The organism is Pseudomonas sp. GM18 (genome assembly GCF_000282195.1).
In the GTDB taxonomy this organism is placed as follows: domain Bacteria; phylum Pseudomonadota; class Gammaproteobacteria; order Pseudomonadales; family Pseudomonadaceae; genus Aquipseudomonas.
This window is the reverse complement of the sequence record NZ_AKJT01000102.1, coordinates 1-18,139: the sequence shown is the minus strand read 5'-3', so window position 1 is coordinate 18,139 and position 18,139 is coordinate 1. Positions and strand designations below refer to the sequence as shown.

The 18,139-nt window shown below is 61.3% G+C and carries 15 protein-coding genes; 3 read left to right on the top strand and 12 right to left on the bottom strand.

The annotated features are described in order from the left end of the window. Positions 1-92 precede the first annotated feature (92 nt). Positions 93-929 (bottom strand): SDR family oxidoreductase, encoded by an 837-nt coding sequence (locus tag PMI21_RS03920; protein ID WP_007941208.1) that lies wholly within the window; start codon positions 927-929, stop codon positions 93-95. An 80-nt stretch (positions 930-1,009) separates the two neighbouring features. Here PMI21_RS03920 and PMI21_RS03925 point away from each other — a divergent pair, with 80 nt between their 5' ends. Further along, positions 1,010-1,903: a LysR family transcriptional regulator gene (locus tag PMI21_RS03925; protein ID WP_007941207.1), complete on the top strand. Its 894-nt coding sequence runs from the start codon at positions 1,010-1,012 to the stop codon at positions 1,901-1,903. Between the two features lie 8 nt (positions 1,904-1,911). Here the strand turns inward: PMI21_RS03925 and PMI21_RS03930 are convergent, their stop codons facing one another. The 11 genes from PMI21_RS03930 to PMI21_RS03980 form a co-directional block, all read right to left on the bottom strand. After that, on the bottom strand, positions 1,912-3,081 hold the full coding sequence (locus PMI21_RS03930; protein WP_007941206.1) for a (R)-mandelonitrile lyase: 1,170 nt from the start codon (positions 3,079-3,081) through the stop codon (positions 1,912-1,914). A 21-nt stretch (positions 3,082-3,102) separates the two neighbouring features. Next, positions 3,103-4,155, bottom strand: a complete 1,053-nt coding sequence (locus PMI21_RS03935) for an alpha/beta hydrolase (protein WP_007941205.1) — start codon at positions 4,153-4,155, stop codon at positions 3,103-3,105. Between the two features lie 63 nt (positions 4,156-4,218). Continuing rightward, positions 4,219-5,313, bottom strand: coding sequence for an alpha/beta hydrolase (locus PMI21_RS03940; RefSeq protein ID WP_007941204.1), 1,095 nt, complete (start codon positions 5,311-5,313; stop codon positions 4,219-4,221). A 161-nt stretch (positions 5,314-5,474) separates the two neighbouring features. Beyond that, entirely contained in the window at positions 5,475-7,040 is a 1,566-nt protein-coding gene (locus PMI21_RS03945; protein WP_007941202.1) for an amino acid permease, read from the bottom strand. A 127-nt stretch (positions 7,041-7,167) separates the two neighbouring features. Then, positions 7,168-8,328 carry an iron-containing alcohol dehydrogenase gene (locus PMI21_RS03950; RefSeq protein WP_007941201.1) on the bottom strand — a complete coding sequence of 387 codons (1,161 nt, stop codon included), beginning with the start codon at positions 8,326-8,328 and terminating at the stop codon, positions 7,168-7,170. Between the two features lie 3 nt (positions 8,329-8,331). After that, on the bottom strand, positions 8,332-9,723 hold the full coding sequence (locus tag PMI21_RS03955) for an aldehyde dehydrogenase family protein (protein WP_007941200.1): 1,392 nt from the start codon (positions 9,721-9,723) through the stop codon (positions 8,332-8,334). 7 nt (positions 9,724-9,730) lie between these two features. Next, the gene (locus PMI21_RS03960; RefSeq protein WP_007941198.1) at positions 9,731-11,104 is read right to left on the bottom strand and encodes a glutamine synthetase family protein; all 1,374 of its coding nucleotides are present in this window, start codon (positions 11,102-11,104) and stop codon (positions 9,731-9,733) included. Positions 11,105-11,566: 462 nt separating this feature from the next. Continuing rightward, entirely contained in the window at positions 11,567-11,929 is a 363-nt protein-coding gene (locus tag PMI21_RS03965) for a DUF6124 family protein (protein WP_007941197.1), read from the bottom strand. A 455-nt stretch (positions 11,930-12,384) separates the two neighbouring features. Next, positions 12,385-14,061 carry an MFS transporter gene (locus PMI21_RS03970; protein ID WP_007941196.1) on the bottom strand — a complete coding sequence of 559 codons (1,677 nt, stop codon included), beginning with the start codon at positions 14,059-14,061 and terminating at the stop codon, positions 12,385-12,387. A gap of 229 nt (positions 14,062-14,290) precedes the next feature. Next, positions 14,291-14,671: a RidA family protein gene (locus PMI21_RS03975; RefSeq protein ID WP_007941195.1), complete on the bottom strand. Its 381-nt coding sequence runs from the start codon at positions 14,669-14,671 to the stop codon at positions 14,291-14,293. 99 nt (positions 14,672-14,770) lie between these two features. Beyond that, positions 14,771-15,844: a LacI family DNA-binding transcriptional regulator gene (locus PMI21_RS03980; protein WP_007941194.1), complete on the bottom strand. Its 1,074-nt coding sequence runs from the start codon at positions 15,842-15,844 to the stop codon at positions 14,771-14,773. Between the two features lie 138 nt (positions 15,845-15,982). Here PMI21_RS03980 and PMI21_RS03985 point away from each other — a divergent pair, with 138 nt between their 5' ends. Together PMI21_RS03985 and PMI21_RS03990 are read left to right on the top strand one after the other, a co-directional pair. Next, entirely contained in the window at positions 15,983-16,906 is a 924-nt protein-coding gene (locus PMI21_RS03985; RefSeq protein WP_007941193.1) for a TIM barrel protein, read from the top strand. Between the two features lie 26 nt (positions 16,907-16,932). Beyond that, positions 16,933-18,102: a Gfo/Idh/MocA family protein gene (locus PMI21_RS03990; protein WP_007941192.1), complete on the top strand. Its 1,170-nt coding sequence runs from the start codon at positions 16,933-16,935 to the stop codon at positions 18,100-18,102. Positions 18,103-18,139: the final 37 nt, after the last annotated feature.

The following is an 18,139-nucleotide window of genomic DNA, read 5'->3' as shown; positions in this document are numbered from 1 at the left end:
CCTCGCAGGCTCGGCAGCTGCTACAAAGCGTGCGTCGTGGTTGTTTCGTGACTTCAATCGATCACGGTTCAAGCAGGGCTACTTGAGAAAAGCTACTTGGGAGCCGAATCGCCGTACCAGTACGCCGCCGTGACGCCGCCATCCATCAGAAAGTCGCTGCCGGTAATGAACGTGCCCTCAGGTCCCATCAGCAGCGCGCCCAAGGCGCCCACCTCATCCGGCGTGCCGCCGCGTCCTGCCGCGCTCAGTTCGATCATGCGCCGGTAGCCCTCAGCGCGTGGGCCGCTCAATTCGTCCCGCGCCAGTGGTGTAAAAATGATGCCGGGGCTGATCGTATTGACCCGCGCACCGCGTTTGCCCCAGCGCACGGCTTCAGCCATGACTCGCAACGAGTTACCACGCTTGGAGATTTGGTAAGCGTTCAAAGGATCGGTGACTTGGTCGGCTTGCAACATCGGGAGCGCGAGCAGATCGTCCACCGGCGTGGTCGCCAGCGCTTTGTTTTGTTCGGGGCTCAACGCGGGCAAGCGGTGGCCGGATTGTGATGCGATTACGATCGCGGAGCCGCCTTCGGCGATGACATTTCCGAACTCCTCAAGCACGACTGCCGTGCCATACAAATCAACCCGCAAAATGGTGGCAGCCGATGCTTGAGAGGGTGAAACCCCCGCGGCGTGAATGACACCGTTGATGTCGCCAATGGCCGTCGCGGTCTGCACCAGAGCCTGCACCGACTCGCGAGAAGAGACGTCTACGATGGCCGTGGTGACCTCGAATCCTGCATCAAACAAGACCTTTGCCGCAGCATCGGCGTTCTCCTGCCTCAGATCCGCCAGCACCACATGCTTGCCGGCACTGACTCTGCGGGCAATGGCCTGACCGATTGAGCCAGCGCCAATAACGACAATCACGTTCGTAAGATTTTTCATGGGTATATCTCTCGTCAGCTTGAAATTGACTAAACCGGTTGATGGCATAATCGTCGAAGGTTCATAACCAGGCCGTATAAATGACCACTGAAAGCTACGATCAACTCGCGATCTTCGCGGCCGTGGCACAGGAGCGCAGTTTCACCCGCGCCGCCGCCAGGCTCGGCATGTCGCAGCCCGCCTTGAGCCGGGCCATGCGTCAGTTGGAGGAACGACTGGGCGTCAGGTTGCTTGCGCGCACCACTCGAAGCGTTTCCCCCACGGAAGCGGGCGAACATCTGCTGCAAGTGATCGCCCCCAGGTTCGAAGAAATCAACAGCGAGTTGGCACTGCTCAGCCAGTTCCGCGACAAGCCGGCAGGCAAACTGCGCATCACGGCCGGCGAGCATTCCGCGATCACGATCCTGCAACCGGTGCTCGCAAAGCTGCTGCCCGAGAATCCGGATCTCAGCATCGAGATCATCGTGGACTACGGTCTGACCGACATCGTGGCGGAAGGCTTCGATGCTGGTGTCCGCCTGGGTGAGCAGGTAGCCAAGGACATGATCGCGATGCGCATCGGCCCCGACATGCGGATGGCGGTTGTTGGCTCCCCGGAGTACTTCTCCCGTCATCCGAAGCCAAAAGTCCCGAGCGATCTGATGCAGCACAACTGCATCAATCTGCGCATGCCGACTTACGGCGGCATCTTCTCCTGGGAGTTCGAGAAGAAGGGGCAAGCACTGAAAGTGCGCGTCGAGGGCCAACTGGTGTTCAACAACATCGCCATGCGCCTGGATGCCGCTCTCAAGGGGCTGGGGCTGACCTACATGCCGGAAGACCTGGTGCAGACACATATCGCGCAGGGTCGGTTGATTCGCGTGTTGGCGGATTGGTGCGAACCGTTTTCGGGATATCACCTCTACTATCCAAGCCGACGCCAGAGCTCACCCGCCTTTACGTTGTTGCGCGATGCCCTGCGCTACGCGGGTTGATTCCTGACTCACGGTCGCCCGGCAGTTCTATCCAACGCCTCGCGGGCACGCTCGGCTGCATCGGCATCGCCGTGGTCGGCCAGCACCTGGATCAGTTGACGCAATTGCGCAGCGCCCAGACCGACCCTCATGCTGGCGGCCATGTGCGAGCGCAGTTGCGATTCCGCGCCGGGTGTGGCGGCCAGCGCCCCGACGGTGGCCAGCTCGCGGCTTTGCCAGTCCAGGTTATCGCGCTCGAAGATGTCACCGAACAAATGCGCCTGCAGGTACTGGTTGATAACGGGGGCGAAGTCGAACAGCGGGCCCTGGACGGGAGCGCCCGCAATGCGCGTCTGGTTAGCCTTGCCCACCGCCAGCAGTTCATCGCCGCTGGGAATCACGCCAGCGGGCTCGCGCCCCGGAGCGTCGTGGAGGCCGCGTTGTTTGCGTTCCTCCAACACCTTCATCAGCTCGCCGAGTGCGTTGAGACTGCGCGGAAAGCCGACATAGGCATAGAGTTGCACCAGGATTTCCTTCGCCTCGCTGACGGTCAGGCCTGCATCCAGCCCTTGGTTCAAGGCGGTATTGAGCCTGGGCATGTTGCTCGTGGCCATGAACGCCGCCATCAACGGGATGGCCTGTTGCTTGGCGGACAGCACCTCGGAAACGGGCTGTTCGGCGGACATTGCTTGCGGCTTCACCGGACCTTGCGCATTGGATGCGTCATCGGTGACTTTCTCCAGCCATTGCACGCTTTTACCATCCACCACGCCGGTCACGGCCAAGTGGGTCATGGCGCTCGTCGGTGCAGCACCGTGCCAGTGCTTGACGCCCGGTGGGCAGACGATCACGTCTCCCGGACGGATTTCCTGCACGGGTTTGCCCCATTCCTGCGTCAGCCCTATGCCGGAAACCACCACCAATCGCTGTCCTGCGGGATGGGTATGCCAGGCCGAGCGCGCGCCCGGTTCGAAGGTGACATAGGCGCCGGATGCATTGATTTCGCCGCTGGCGGGAAACAAGGGATCGACGCGCACCCGCCCGGAAAAGTAATCCGCCGGTCCCGTTGCCGAGGCCTGGGTACCGGCGCGGTTGATCTGTTGGGCGGCCAGGGATTCACCGGCAGTGTCCGGTTGGCCGGCCGCGCTGGCGAAGGGCGTCGCGGCGCACACCGCGATTCCCAAAAGGGTTTTGTTCATGATGACGGGTCCTTGCTCAGGTCAGAGCGTTCTGGCGTAAAACGCAGTCAACTTGCCCATTGCGGCGTCCACATACGCTGGCACCCAATAGGTTTCGATATGGGTTGCGCCCTCGATCTTGAATAATTCCTTGTCCTTCGTGCCGGTGGCCTTGGCGAACGCATCTTCGGTCATGTACAGGCTGTCGGCCTTGCTGCCCGCGATCATCAGCAACGGTTGCTGGATCAGTTCAATCTGGTCGGTGGCATCGAAGCGCATCAAGTCCAGCAAGCTGCTCATGGTGTATTTGAAGGTCGAGTTGGGATGCGCATGCGTCTTCCAGTAATACTCGTAACCCTGGCGATACAGATCGAACGGCAACTTGGCGATCTGCTCATCGGTCAGATTGGCAGCCCCGGCATAGAGAATTTCCCCGCCAGCCGCTTCCTGGGCTCGGGCAGCTGAAGCCTGCTCCAGGCGTTGCTGGACAGTGTCCAGTTGCGAATCGCCGTAGCCATTACGACGAACCCGCCCGGAGTTGAACATGCTCACCGTCGCAATCGACTTGAATCGCTTGTCGGTTTTTGCTGCGGCCAACGAGTAGCCGCCACCGCCGCAAATGCCGAGCAGGCCCAGATGCGCACTGTCGACGCCTGGATAGCGGGCGATGAAGTCCGCCATGCCATGGATGTCCTCAATGCGGTAGGCGGGTTTGTCGACGTTGCGCGGTTGACCGCCACTGGCCCCTTGATACGCGGCATCCGCGGCGATCGTAATGTAGCCCTGTTCTGCCAATCGCTGGGCATACAGACCGGCGACCTGTTCCTTCACTCCGCCATTGGGATGCGCCACGACGACGGCGTGGTATTTCTTCCCTGCGTCATAGTTCGCGGGGGTGTAAACGTTGGCGACAATCTCCAGGCCGTTGAGCGTGTACGTGACCGGGCGGATGTTGACTTTGCCCGGTTCGTTCTTGGTAATCGCGCCGCCGTAGGTCAACGTGAAGGGATTCTGCTTGTAGTCCGCGGCCTCAACTTCGGCTGCCGAAATCCCGACCATGGCGGCGAGGAGGGTGGCCTTTATCGTTGTTCGCATCGTATGAGTACTCCTGTTACTTCCTGTTTCTGAAAGACACGGCAGCCATCGCCATGCTCGTCGTCAATCCAGCGCTTTCTCTGCAAGGAATGTCGAAACCAGATCCGCGATCTCGACGTTGTTGAGGTCCGAGAACGGGAAGTGGGTATTGCCCTTGATCCCGATCTCCGGCAAATGGATGAGGGTTACGTCACCGCCGTGGCGATTTACCGTATCGCGCCACAGGCGCGCCATCTCAAGTCGGGCGCGCCAGCTGTCTTGTGCCGGCAAACGAACCGGTTTGGCGGGGATGTTGTCGCCATAGAAGATGACGATGGGAATGCGGGTCAGCGCTTCGAACTGCGCCGTCGATACGACATGGGCGATGAGTGTGTCGAACGCGCTGGGAATCGGCGCGGGAACCTCTCCCTCTGGAAACACGAAACTGCTGCCCGGTTCGAACGCCACGATGGCCCGCACGTTACGGCTCTTGATCGCCGTCAGCCAACCGGGCCCGCCAGCTTGCGAGTGGGTGAACAGGATGGCGGGGCCCGCCTTTTCCAGCAGGGCGGACACGCCATCGGACACGACCTCAATGTCGTAAGGGCCGGTGTTGGGCGTCATCGAACGGAAGAATTGCTCCTGCGCTTCCTGACTACGTGGAAACTGGCTGCCCTCGAAGGCGTCGGGCCACAGACCGATACGGAACTGGTTGAACCACATCTGCTCGTCGGCAACCGGTTTGATTGTCGTTTCAACCAGGCTGCGACCTGCATCGCCACGCCGTGGCTGGTCGATCAGATACGTAGAGAAGCGGCGACGCAGGAAGATGTTCTGGAACCCTTCACGTCCATCGGCCGTCGTCTCCCAGGACTTCGCGGACTGTCCGGCGCCATGCCACATGACGATCGGCAGCGGGCGTGCATCGACCGGAACCTGGTAGAACGCATACACATGGTCGCCGTGGTAGCTCTGGCCGTCGGGCGTCATCGGTTTGTAGGGATCAAAGACCCCCGGCTGAGCGATCAGCCCACCGCCGGCAAACAGGCTTCCCTGGTCCTTGATGACCAGCGGACTGCGATCATTCGCACCAGCGACCGCACCGGTGCACAGCGCGAAACACAGGGTGCCCGCCCGGGCTGCAGCAGGCATGCACTTGCGGAGGATGTCTGGGGTCATGGATTGCTCTCGACTTGAAATCGCAGAGCAGCAACTTACCCTTGGGCTATTGATTGATAAATGGTGCTAATCGTATAGGACTGATATCAAAATCACATAAGTGTGGTGTGTGCCAAAAAAAAGCGGGGTGCTCAGTACCCCGCTTTTTTGGGCTGTGGTAATCAGCTCCCAGCCTGCTTATTCAACGCCTCCTCAGCCGCGGCGATTTCCGCCTGACGCTTGATGATCATCTCGCCCACGGGCGGGCCCTGGAAGCGTCGGGCTTCGAAGGCGAACCAGATGATTGCTGTCAGAATCAGAAAACCGATGGTGATGTACAACGCCCACTCGTTCGGCGGCTGGATGCCGATGATGAAGATCAGCACCATCGAGAGGATCGAGAGGATGGCGAACAACGAGTACAGCGCGCGTCCCATGTTCCACGGGCCCATGGTCGGCCACTTCGAGGTCCCGTAGGTAAACAGGCCCAGCACGATGGGAATGATGAACGAGAAGAACAGGAAGATCACTGTGCAGGACACCACAATCGTGTACACCGGCGTTTCGCCGATCGACACCAGCGACGATCCCCACACGAACAATACCGCGAGGGTGGCACCGGTCCAGATCGCCGCCACCGGGCTGCGATGGCTTGGCGAAACCGTGGCCAGTGCTTTGGAGAAGGGCAGGCCGCCGTCACGGGAGAACGCGAAAATCATGCGTGAGACCGAGGTCACGGTCGCCAGCCCGCAGAGGAACTGCGAGATGAAAATCGCTACGTAAAGCGCCATCTTGATCGCCGGGTTAACCTGGGTGTCCATTGCCCAGAAGAACACATTCCAGCCCTGCTTGGCGGCTTCGTCCATGCTCGGCAACATCAGAACAAACGAGCAGAGCATGACCCAGCCGAACAGTAACGACCAGGCCACCGACGAGACCATCCCGATCGGCACCGACACGGCCGCCTTGTGGGTCTCTTCGGACGTATGAGCGGAGGCGTCATAGCCGGTGATGGTGTAGATCGGCAGGAGCAGGCCGAGCATGAAAATCCAGCCGTTCGACACCTGTGGCCAGACAGCGCCGCCGGCCGCGCCGGAGTAGTTGCTGAAGGTCACCAACCGGATGAACTCATAACTGGGCGCGGCGATCAGGCAGACGATGGTCAACGCGGTTGCCGTGGCAAAGATCAGATAGCCCGAGAAGTCGGTGAGCTTGGCGGTCAGGCCGATGCCGAAATGGTTACACAAGGCCTGGATGCCGGTCAGGATCGCCAGGAAAACGATCCGTGTGGTGATCGTGTCTTGCATGCCAAGGGCCGGTCCGAAGGCTCCGAAAAAGAAGTAATAGGTGCCGACGTTGATCGCGCCGAGCACCGTGATCAGCCCCAACAGATTGAACCAGGCGGTCAGCCAGCCGGTGAAGCGGTTACCGAGAATCGAGCCCCAGTGATAGAGGCCGCCGGCGGTGGGGTAGGCCGAGGAAATCTGCGCCATGGCCATGGCGAAAACCCCGGAGATCAGGCAGCCCAGTGGCCAGCCGATACCGATGGCCGCGCCGCCCGCACCCGAGGTGCCCTGTGCCAGTGAGTTGATGCCACCCGAGAGGATGCAGATGATCGAAAAGGAAATGGCGAAGTTGGAGAACACGCCCATGCGTCGCGAGAGTTGCTGGGCATAGCCCATGCTGTGCAACACCTTGAGGTCGTCGTCTTGTGGCGCGGTGGCGCCGGGTTGGCTTACAGGACTCATAATGTGTGCCTTGTCAGGTTTGATACACATCCATCCGCGTAGTGCGTTGCCGAATGGGACTGTCTTCAACCCCCTGTCTTACTGCTCCTGCGTCTAATGGATAAAACCCATCCATGCTGTGGCCGTTCTAAAGACGGCCGTGATAAGCCGCTTCGAAAATTTCTGCCGCGCCATTTCGTGTCAACGGCAACGGATTGCCGCCGGCGCAGGGGTCGACAATCGCCATGTCGGCGATCAGGTCGGCCTGCTGATCATCCACCCCCAGCTCCATCAGCGTATGCGGCACGCCGATGTCCTTGCGCAGCTTGAGGACGAAGGCCATAAAGCTGTCGAAGCCCGGCGAGGGCAGGCGCAGATAGGCCGCCAAACGGGTAATGCGCTCCTCAATGGCCGGGCGATTGAATTTCAGCACATAGGGCATGAAGGTGGCATTGGTCATGCCGTGGTGGGTGTCGTACAGGGCGCCCACCGGATGCGAGAGGGCGTGCATGCCTCCCAGGCCTTTCTGGAACGCGGTGGCGCCCATCGCCGCAGCCGCGAGCATTTGCGCGCGCGCGTCGAGGTCGGAAGGGGTGTGTACCGCCCGCACCAGGGCATTGGCCACCAGGCGCATGCCTTCCACCGCAATACCTTCGGCCATGGGATGAAAACCGGGTGCGCAGTACGATTCCAGGCAATGGGAAAACGCGTCCATGCCGGTGCCGGCGGTGACCTTGGCCGGCATGCCGACGGTGAGGGCCGGGTCACTGATGACCACCCGCGGCATCATCTTCGGGTGGAAAATGATGCGTTTGGTGTGCGTGCGCTCGTCGATGATCACCGCCGCACGACCGACCTCGGAGCCGGTGCCCGCAGTGGTCGGCACCGCGATGATCGGGGCGATGCTGCTTTCGTCGGCGCGTGTCCAGTAGTCGCCGATGTCTTCGAAATCCCAGACCGGTCGGGTCTGGCCGCTCATGAACGCGATGAGCTTGCCCATGTCCAGGCCGCTGCCACCGCCGAACGCCACCACGCCATCATGTTGACCGTCGCGCCAGGCGTCGAGCCCACCCGCCAGGTTGGCTTCAACCGGATTGGGCTTGAGGTCGCAGAACAGCGCGACACCGAGGCCGGCAGCGCGCAAGGATTCCAGCGCCGCCGTGGTGATCGGCACGCGCGCCAGGCCGCTGTCGGTGACCAGCAACGGTCGCTGGATCCCTTGACTGCGGCAGATATCGGCCAGCTCGGCAATGCGGCCGACGCCAAAGCGGATGCTCGTGGGGTAATTCCAGTTCGCTGTCAGGCTCATGGCTCAGATCTCGTGGCGCAAATGGAAGGATTTGGCTCGGGTCAGGTGTTCATAGCCAAGGCGCGACAGCGTTACGCCGCGCCCGCTGTTCTTCACCCCGGTCCAGGCCAGGGCCGGGTCGAGGTAATCGCAGCGGTTCATGAACACGGTGCCGGTGGCGATCTCGTTGCCGATGCGTTCGGCGGCGGCCAGGTCTTGCGTCCAGATCGAGGCGCTGAGCCCGAACTCACTGTCGTTCATCAAGGCGATGGCGTCGTCGTCGCTGGCCACCGGCATGATGCCCACCACCGGGCCGAAGCTTTCCTCGCGCATCACCGCCATTTGATGGGTGACGTCGACCAATACCTGCGGCGCCAGGTAGGCGCTGCCCGGCGCGTCGGCGGGAAAGTCTTTCGGATCGATCAGCGCCCTGGCCCCTTGCGCCAGTGCATCGGCAATCTGCCGGCGAACGAACTCAGCGGCGCTCGGTGTGACCAGCGGCCCGAGGGTGGTGGCTTCGTCCAGCGGATTGCCCAGCACGTATTGGCGGGTCAGGGCGGCGAAGCGCTCGACAAAGGCCGGGTAGATGCTTTTATCGACATAGATACGTTCGATGGCGCAGCAGCTCTGCCCGGAGTTGAAGAAGCTGCCGTCCACCAGGTTTTCCACCGCATGATCGAGGTTGGCGTCTGCCCGGACGTAGGCCGGGTCTTTGCCGCCAAGCTCCAGCCCTACGCCGAGGAAACCTCTGACGGCCGCGTGTTCCATGGCCTCGCCGCCGCTGACAGAACCGGTGAAGTTCACTTGCTGCACCCGTCCCGAGGTAATGATCGCCGCGGCATAGACATGACTGAGCAGCAGGTTCTGGAACAGTCCTTCGGGCAGCTGGGCACGGCGAAAAGCTTCGGCGAAACGCTCGCCCACCAGCAGCGTTTGCGTGGCGTGTTTGAGGATCACGCTGTTGCCGGCCATCAGCGCCGGGATGATCGTATTCACCGCCGTCAGGTACGGGTAATTCCATGGCGCGACGACCAGCACCGTACCCAGCGGCTCGCGTTTGATATAGCGCTGAAAACCCGCGACAGGTGCGGGCTCAATCGCTGCCAACGCTTCAGGCGCAATGGCGATCATGTGCCGGGCACGTTCTTCGAAGCCGCGCAGCTCGCCAGCGCCGAAGCGCACCGGGCGGCCCATTTGCCAGGCCAGTTCCGGCACGATCTCGTCCTTCATCGCCAGCATCGCGTCCACGGCAGCGCTGCAAAAGGCGGCGCGTTCGCTCAGTGGCCGGAGCTTCCATTGCGCCTGGGCGGTTTCGGCGGCGATCAGGGCTTGCTCGATCTGCGCCGCATCGGCACGGCGGCGTTCGGCATAAACCCGGCCATCGACCGGGGAGATGAGTTGGACGATCTCAGTCATGGCGTGCTCAATAGCGCTCGAAGCCGCGCTGCAGTTCCCAGTCGGTTATCCGTCGGTCGTATTCTTTCTGTTCCCAGTCGGCGGTGTGCACGTAGTGGTCGATCACTTCATCGCCGAACGCCTCACGCAACATGCTCGACGCCTTGAGGGCGGCGCAGGCCTCGCGCAGGGTCTTCGACACTTCAGGCAAATGCTCATCGACGTAGGCATCGCCCTCGAACGGCGGTGCGAGTTCGAGCTTCTCGTCGATCCCGGCCAGGCCGGCGGCGATCAACGCGGCGAAGGCCAGATAAGGATTGAGGTCGGCACCACCGATGCGGCATTCGATGCGAATGGCCTTGCTGCCTTCGGCGCACAACCGAAAGCCTGCGGTGCGATTGTCCCGGCTCCATACCGCCCGTGTCGGCGCGAAGGTGCCGGCCTGAAAGCGCTTGTACGAATTGATGTAGGGCGCAAGAAAACAGGTGACGTCGTTGGCGTATTTGAGCTGCCCGGCCACCCACGAGCGCATTAGCTTGGACATGCCGAACTCGGCCTTGGGATCGAAGAACAGCGACTTTTTGCCGTTCTTGTCCCACAGCGAATTGTGGATATGGCTGCTGGAACCGGCGGCGTCATAGCGCCACTTGGCCATGAACGTGATCGCCTTGCCCTGCAGTTGCGCGATCTCTTTGCAGGCGTGCTTGATGATGACGTGGTGGTCGGCCATGGTCATGGCATCGGCATAACGGATGTTGATCTCTTCCTGGCCCGGCCCCCATTCGCCCTTGGAATTTTCCACGGGAATGCCGGATGCCTGCAGGTGCTTGCGAATCGCCCGCAGCACCGGCTCCTCGCGGGTGGTCTGCAGGATGTTGTAATCCTCGATGTAATGGCCGGCAGTCTTCGGCTTGTGGTAATTGCGCTCGTGGATCGCCTGGTAACTCTCGTCGAACAGGTAGAACTCCAGCTCAGAGGCGAACATGCCGGTAAAGCCGCGCTCGCGCAGGCGCTCGACCTGTTTTTTCAGGATCGCCCGCGGGCTGTGGGGCAGGTCTTTTCTGTGGTGATGATCGAGCACATCGCAGAGCACCAGCGCCGTGCATTCCAGCCACGGCACGCGCCGTAACGTGGACATGTCGGGTTTGAGCACAAAGTCGCCATAGCCTTTGCTCCAGCTGGCGGCGGCGTATCCCGGCACCGGTTCCATGTCGATGTCGTCGGCCAGCAGGTAATTGCAGCAATGGGTTTCTTCGTGGCCGCTGTCGATGAAAAACTCGACCTGGAATCGCTTGCCAACCAATCGCCCCTGCATATCGACCATGCACACCAGCACGGTATCGATTTCGCCGGAGGCAGCGGCGCGCTTGAGTGCATCGAAGCTGAGGAGAGGCTCGGTCATCGCGTCAGTCCTGCATGAAGGGTCTGGACCTGTCTGAGATAGCTGTTGCAGACGCTCTCCAGAAAAAACCAAAAACCTGCAGACGCGAGCATCGTGAGCAATGAGCTGTTGAAAGCTTAGCCTAATGTTGCTGTGCGCAAGTTTCGGTGAGCAGAGCTTGATGAATCAATGCTGTTCACTTAGGCAATTTCAGTCGCGACGCATTCTTTGTAGCAGCTGCCGAAGGCTGCGTTCGGCTGTAGCAGCTGTCGAGCTTGCGAGGCTGCGTTCGGCTGCGAAGCAGTCGTCAAACCAGAAGTTGCGGTACATGACCGCGTCAGCCGGATTCACGACTGCTGCGCAGCCGAACGCAGGCTTCGCCAGCTGCTACAGATCGCAGCGTTGGCCTGTTTGGCGGACATCAATATATTTTCCCAATCTGGTGTGGCGAGGAGCAAATCCCCTCGCCACCGGCTGCGTTAGTTACTCCTTCAGTTCGACGTGATCCAGTGCCTGGTTCACCGCCAGTTCACCCAGCATGACCACTTGCGCAATGCCCAGCAGGGTTTTGCGGTGTGAGGTTTCCAGCAATGCTGCGAAATTGGTGAGCATGACGGTGGCCGAGCCGAGTGTTTCGCTGGCGTTGGCCAGCAGGGATTCGGTGTTGTACTTCGGGTTGGCGAGGTACATGGGCTCGGGTTCGTTGGTGGAGGCCATGATCTGGGCGGCCGGGTTGAGGTAGTGGTCGAGGGCGCGCTCGGCGGCTTCGTGGAGTTTTTTCGAATCGAGGGATTCGTAGGGGGATGTCGGGTCTGTGATCGGCGGATTGGGTGTTGGTTTGAACATGGTGAAACTCCTGATTATTCATTAGGAGCTACCAACATCACTTGCAGATGATGGGTGGCAGCTGTGCGCGGGTCTGCAAGACCGGGAAACCAGGAACCCGGAACCCGGCAGACCCGAAGGTCTCCCGCACAAAGCTGCCATTGAGCGGACACAAATGAGCGTCCTACGGCAGGGCTATGCGACTGGTATTCCGGCGGGCTTGCAGACCCGATCACTGATGAGCAGTGACGCGAATCAAGTTACCGATGGCCCCCAAAGCGCACAAGCCGGCGGATTCTGGCGCAGTCGTAGGCAACGACGCAAGGCGTTGTAGCCTTGATGAAGTAACACCGGGTGTCTTTAAACGCGCAGCTTAAACACCGTGGGTGTAGGCGATGATTCGCCCCGTCAGGAACGGACTGACGGGGCGTTTTTTTTGCGTAGGGTGCAAACTATCGCGACTCGACCCTGAACGCTTATGTGTGATGAATCTCCCGATCCTTGGTTTCCGGCAGGAAGAAAGTGCCAAGGATGGCCGTCATCACCGCGATGACGATCGGGTACCACAGCCCGTAGTAGATATCACCCGTGGCCGCGACCATGGCGAACGCCACCGTGGGCAGAAAACCGCCGAACCAGCCATTGCCGATGTGGTAGGGCAGCGACATCGAGGTGTAGCGGATGCGCGCCGGGAAGAGCTCCACCAGCCAGGCGGCGATCGGGCCGTAGACCATGGTCACGTAGATCACCAGGATGGTCAGGAGCAGCAGCACCATCGGGTAGTTGGTCTTGGCCGGGTCGGCCTTCTCGGGGTAGCCGGCGTCCTTGAGGGCGGTGCCGAGGGTGGCGACGAAGGCGTCGTTGCGGGTCTTGAAGTCGGCGGCCGGCATGCCGGTGCCCTCGAAACTCGGGATCACCTTGTCACCGACGCGGACCTGCGCGACGACGCCAGGCGTGGCCTTCTCGTTCTCATAGGGTATGGCCCTCTTCGCCAGCACAGTTTTGGCGAGGTCGCAGGAACTGGTGAATTTGGCCTTGCCCACCGGGTCGAACTGGAACGAGCACCGACCGGGGTCGGCGACCACCGTGACCGGATTTTTCGCCTGTGCGGCAAACACGTCGGGGTTACCGTATTCGGTCAACGCATGGAAGATCGGGAAGTAGGTCAGCGCCGCGAGGATGCAGCCGACCATGATGATCCCCTTGCGGCCGATGCGGTCGGACAGGCTGCCGAACAGAATGAAGAACGGCGTGCCAATCAGCAGCGAACCGGCAATCAAAAAGTTGGCGGTCTGCGGGTCGATCTTCAGCGTCTGCAGCAGGAAGAACAGCGCATAGAACTGCCCGGTGTACCAGACGACGGCCTGTCCGGCAGTGCCGCCGAGCAAAGCCATGATCACAATCTTGAGGTTGTCCCAGCGGGCGAAGGATTCGGTCAGCGGTGCCTTGGAAGACTTGCCTTCTTCTTTCATCTTCTTGAACACCGGCGACTCGCTGAGTTGCAAGCGGATGTAGACCGAGACGATCAGCAACAGGATCGACACCAGGAAGGGAATCCGCCAGCCCCAGGCCTCGAAGTCTTCGGTGCCGAGGAGGGTGCGGCAGGCGAGGATCACCAGCAGCGAAAGAAACAGGCCGAGAGTCGCGGTGGTCTGAATCCACGAAGTGAAGTAGCCGCGCTTGCCTTTCGGCGCATGTTCGGCCACGTAAGTCGCCGCGCCGCCGTATTCACCGCCCAGGGCCAGGCCTTGCAGCAGACGCAGGGTGATCAGGATGACCGGTGCCGCCACCCCGATAGTCGCGTAGCCGGGCAGAAAGCCCACTATGGCCGTGGATGTACCCATGATGACAATAGTGATGAGGAACGTGTGCTTGCGCCCGATCATGTCGCCCAGTCGCCCGAACACGATGGCGCCGAAGGGGCGCACGGCGAAGCCCGCGGCGAACGCGAGCAATGCAAAGATGAAGGAGGTTGTTTCATTGACGCCCGCGAAGAAGTGCTTGGCGATGATCGCCGCGAGGGAGCCGTAAAGGTAAAAGTCGTACCACTCGAACACGGTGCCCAGGGACGAGGCGAAAATGACCTTGCGCTCCTCCTTGGTGATCCCTCGGTTGGGCGTGGTGCCCGTGGCTGTAGTGTCAATCGTGGCCATGAGTCTTCTCCGTCTTGCTCTTGTTGAAGGCCGGAGTACCTCACTCACTTTGCCGCACCCAGGCCCTAGGGCTGATGTCGTCGGATTACCAATTGCACGAATAATGGAAACAGGCTGACGGCCTCGCAGTGCTGCAGGGTTTCTTGAAGCATAATCACCTTCTCGCAGATATCCACTCGCCAGCCTGTCCGGCGGCCGCTGCTCGGGGCCACCAGACACGTTTGCCGACTTAGCCCTTGGCCGCCATCGCGGTGACTTCCACGCGCATGCCTTCGACCGCCAAAGCGGCCACGCCAACAGCGGCGCGAACCGGCCAGGGCTTGGCGAAGAAGCGTTGGTAGACCTCGTTGAACGCGGCGCGATCGGCCATGTCGGTGAGGTAGATGGTCAGATGCAGCACCCGGTCCATGGAACTGCCGGCTTTCTCCAGCGCTACCTTGAGCGCCTGCAAGGTGCACTCGCTCTGCAGGGTGATGTCACCCAATTCCAGGCTGCCGTCGGCGCGGGTAGGGATCTGAGTGGAGACCAGCAGACCGCCGAAACCGGCGACGTCGGAAGAGATGGATTCCGCGTCGGGGTCGGGGAGGAAAGTGATGTCGTGGTTTGCCATGGGGATCTCTTGTTTGTGGGGGTGAAGGGGCGACGCCTTTTTTGTGCGGCCAGTTTACAGCCCTATCGTCGGGCTGTTCGTGCTGTTGTTTATCACCTGCTAAACACTTTCAGCCACATCAATCTGCAACGAAAGCATGAACTTCGCTGCGCTGTCCGACGCTGGATCGATCGCCGCATCCACCATGGCCCTGACCGCCGTTTGCGCCAGTGCCTCGACCGGATGTGACAGCACGGCTTGAACGATGCCGTCGCGCAGGGCCTCCCGGGTGACGGGGGTCAGGTCGTGGCACACCACGACAGGCAATGCGATGTGCTGGGCTTTCAGTTCGCGCAGGGCGTTGATGACCCCCTCGATGCCGCCGCCCGCGACATACAGGCCGACCAGGTCGGGCTGGCTGGTGAGCAGGTCGAGCGTGCCGGCATAGGCGAACTCTTCGTCTTCCAGGGTCAGGCGCGTCGCCAGCAATTCCCAGTCCTGGGGTTGTTGCGACAGGTAAGAACGGCAACTCATTTCGCACAGTTCCTGGCACTGAAAGCGTTGGGTGCCGACCATTACGGCCACCGGCCCCGGTTGTGCTGCCAAGTGCTTGATGAACCAGCCGGCGGTACGGCCCATGGCGCGGTTATCGACACCGACATAACCGGCCCCGGCCGAAGCACTTAGTTCGGACACCAGCGCGACCACGGGAATGCAGGCCGTTCGCAATTGCGCCATGGCTTCGCGCACGACCGGATGATCGGCGGCCACCACGCCCAGGGCATCGACTTCGCCTTGCAGTTTGAGGATGCGTTCTGCGGTGGCGGCCGGGGCCAGGTCGTCGATGTAGTGGATCATCACCCGAACCTGGGCCCGCACACTGGCCGTCGCGGCCTCGGCCAAGGCCTTGGCCAGCCCCTGATAAAACGCCACGCCACGCTTTTGCAGCAGAAATCCCAAGCGCACCGTCGGGCGCTGCTGCAGCACTCGTTGCTCGATCACATTACGCCCGTAGAAGCCCAGCCGGGCGGCGGCCTCGGCAATGCGTTGCGCGGTATCGGCGCGCACATTGGCCCGCAGGTTCATCACTCGGTCCACGGTGGACAGGCTCACCCCGGCGGCCAGGGCCACATCTTCCATGGTTGAACGACGACCGAGCGGGTTGTCGGCTTTTGACGAAGAATGCTCTGACATGAAATGAAAGCCTATCTGAAACTTTTGACGGGTTTTGACAGGTATCGCCCAAGGACTATAGCAGCCGTGGACCTGCTCGCCTTAGGATTTCTGCGAGCGAAACATCGCCACTCATAACAATAATCATCGGAGCCTGACATGACCCTCCACATCTCCACCGCGCCTTGTTGCTGGGGCGTAGACGACGTCAACAATCCTCATCTACCGGCGTGGCAGCAAGTCCTTGGCGAAGCGGCGCAAGCGGGTTATCGCGGCATCGAATTGGGGCCATACGGTTACCTGCCACTGGACGCCGACGCGGTGGGCTCGGTGCTGGTCGAACACGGCCTGCACGTGGTGGCCGGTACGATATTCGACAATCTGGTCGACCCCGCCAATCTGCCCAGCCTGCTGAATCAAACCCGCAATATCTGCGCATTGCTCAAGCAGTTACCGACGATTCCACTGGAGCCGGGGCAACGCTTCGCGATGCCGTGTCTGGTGGTCATCGATTGGGGGCATGAGGAACGCGACTACGCCGCCGGCCACTCTGACCGTGCACCGCGCCTGGTACCCGAGGCCTGGCGGGGCATGATGGCTCACATCCGCGCCATCGCCGAGCTGGCGTGGACGGAATTCGGTGTGCGTACGGTGATTCACCCGCACGCCGGGGGCTACATCGAGTTCGCCGACGAGCTGGCCCGACTGGTCGAAGACATCCCCTACGAAGTGGCCGGCCTGTGCCTGGACACCGGCCATCTGTACTACGCCGGCATGGACCCGGTGCAGACCCTGCGCCAGTACGCGGACCGCGTGGATTACCTGCATTTCAAAGACATCGATCAGGCCGTGTTCGATCAGGTGCTGGGTGAACACATCACCTTCTTCGCCGCGTGCGCAAAAGGCGTGATGTGCCCGATTGGCCAGGGTGTCATCGACTACGGCGCCTTGCGCGAGCTGATCACCGAGATCGGTTACCAGGGCTACATCACGGTCGAGCAAGAACGTGATCCACGCAACGCCCATGGCAGCCTGCGCGACGTGGCTGCCAGCCGTGACTACCTGTCCCGGGCAGGTTTCTGAATTCCCCTCATGCGAAGGACTTTTCGATGATCAATGGCAGCAAGCGTATTTCTCAACCGATCCGCTGGGCGATGGTCGGTGGCGGGCGTGACAGTCAGATCGGCTATATCCATCGTTCGGCGGCCCTGCGTGACCAGTCGTTTGCACTGGTGGCCGGCGCCTTCGACCTGAACCCGCAACGCGGTCGGGATTTTGGCGTGCAACTGGGGGTCGACCCCGAGCGTTGCTACGCCGACTACCGCAGCCTGATTGAGGGCGAAGCGGGGCGGGTGGATGGCATCCAGGCCATTTCCGTGGCGACGCCCAATGGCACCCACTTTGAAATCACCAAGGCCGCTCTGGAAGCGGGGCTGCATGTGGTCTGTGAAAAACCGTTGTGCTTCACCCTTGAACAAGCGCAAACCCTGCGTGAAATCGCGTTGTCGCGAAACCGGGTGGTGGGGGTGACCTACGGCTACGCCGGGCACCAGCTGATCGAGCAAGCACGGGAAATGATCGCCCGTGGCGAGCTGGGTGAGGTGCGCATGGTGCACATGCAGTTTGCCCATGGTTTCCACTGTGAGGCGGTCGAGGCGCAGAGCGAGGCGACCAAATGGCGGGTCGATCCGCGCCTCGCCGGCCCCAGTTATGTGCTGGGAGACGTCGGCACTCACCCGCTGTACCTGTCGGAAGTCATGCTGCCCGAGCTCAAGATCAAACGGCTTTTGTGCACCCGCCAGAGCTTTGTCAAAAGCCGCGCGCCGCTGGAGGACAACGCCTACACATTGATGGAATACGAAGGCGGGGCCATGGGCAGTTTATGGTCCAGCGCGGTGAACGCCGGCTCCATGCATGGCCAGAAGATTCGGGTGATCGGCTCCAGGGCCAGCCTTGAATGGTGGGACGAGCGGCCGAACCAGTTGTCATTCGAAGTGCAGGGTAAACCCGCCCAAGTGTTGGAGCGCGGGATGGGGTATCTGCATCCTCATGCGTTGCTCGATGACCGGATCGGCGCCGGGCACCCGGAAGGGCTGTTCGATGCCTGGGCCAACCTCTATTACCGTTTCGCCCTGGCCATGGACGCCGCCAACCGTGGCGATCATGAGCAGCTGGCAACGCTGCGTTATCCGGACATCAATGCCGGTGTCGAAGGCGTGCGCTGGGTCGAACGCTGCGTCCATTCCGCGGACCTTGGTGGGGTGTGGGTCGATTACTGAGTCACAGACGTACTCTCTGTAGCAGCTGCCGAGCCTG